Source organism: Microbacterium sp. B24 (genome assembly GCF_000333415.1).
GTDB lineage: Bacteria > Actinomycetota > Actinomycetes > Actinomycetales > Microbacteriaceae > Microbacterium.
On record NZ_BADB01000094.1, the window covers coordinates 1 to 1493 of the forward strand.

Annotated in this window: 1 protein-coding gene; it reads right to left on the minus strand. The window is 69.2% G+C overall.

The annotated features are described in order from the left end of the window. On the minus strand, positions 1 to 1493 hold a 1493-nt coding region (locus I5I_RS02145; RefSeq protein WP_036315937.1), incomplete at both ends, for a 5'-3' exonuclease H3TH domain-containing protein.

Genomic DNA, 1493 nt, shown 5'->3' on the forward strand with positions numbered 1-1493 from the left:
TCCGCCCGACTCGGCGTAGGCGAGCTGGGCAACGGCCTCGGCGCGCGCGCCCAGCTCCGCAGAGAACCCCGAGAGCTTCTCGTGCGAGACGGCGACGCCGGCCACCTCCATGTCGGCCAGGGTGTCGAGAGTGGGCAGTTCGATCTCGGTCATGACACGGGCGACCGACGCAGGCATCTGTGCCCGCATGGCGTCGGCGACGCGCAGCGCGTACCACGACAGTTGACCCGGGGTGGCGCCTTCGGTCTCGGGTACCAGCTGCGTCGGATCGGCCTCGGGCAGCTTCTCGTCGAGATAGCGGTCGACGAGGTCACCGAGCCCCTTGTCGGGAAAGCTGGGGCGCAGCAGCCACCCGGCGAGGATCGGGTCGAAAACCAGGCCCCGCAGTCGCACTCCGGCACGTCGGAGGGCCTTCACCTGCGCCTTGGCATCGGCGATGACCTTCGGCGCATCACTGCTCAACCAGGGCCCGAGAGTCGCGGAAACGTCCGTCGACCAGGTCGTCTCGATGGCCTCATCGCCGGTGGCGAGGCCCAGTCGTGCGGGAAGGCCGCCCTCCGTCGTGAGCGTGAGCGCCACCTCCTCGGCGTCGTCGGCCGCCGTGCGGGCGGCGACCCATGCCTCGAGCGCGGCCGCGTCGGCCTCGACGGGCTGGGGCGCTGCGATCGTGTTCGCCGCGTGGTCGGCGCCGTCGTCGAGGTCGGCGCCGACGGCCTCGAAAACGCGCGGCAGAAGGGTGCGGAACTCCAGTCGAGCAAAGATATCGCGAACGGCCTGCGCGTCGATCGGCTGCACCGCAAGGTCGGCCGGTCCGACGCCCAGCTCGACATCGCGCAGCAGCGCGTTCAGGTTCCTGTTGCGGCGCACGTCGTCGAGGTGGTCGCGCAGGTTGCCCCCCACGACACCCGTGATCTTGTCGGCGTTCTCGAGCAGAGCGTCGAGGCTCCCCCACTGCGTGAGCCACTTGACGGCCGTCTTCTCGCCCACCTTCGGCACCCCCGGCAGGTTGTCGCTGGTCTCGCCCACGAGCGCGGCGATGTCGGGGTAGTTGGCCGGCGGCAGGCCGTACTTCTCGACGACGGCATCCGGCGTGTAGCGCTTGAGCTGCGACACGCCCTGCACGCTCGGGTACAGCAGCGTCACATCGTCGGTGACGAGTTGGATGGTGTCACGGTCGCCGGAGCAGACGAGGACGTCGTAGCCCTCGGCCGCACCGCGCGTGGCGAGGGTCGCGAGGATGTCGTCGGCCTCGATGCCCTCCTTGGTGAGCACCGTCACGTTCATCGCGGCGAGGCAGTCCTGCAGCAGAGGAATCTGGCCCTTGAACTCCGCCGGCGACTCGGAGCGGTTCGCCTTGTACTCGGGGTACTCCTCGGTGCGGAAGGAGTGACGGGACGTGGTCAAGGCGACGGCGAGATGCGTCGGCTGCTCCGCTTTGACGAGGTTTGACGACATCGACAGGAAGCCGTAGATGCCGTTCGTGTGCTGACCGT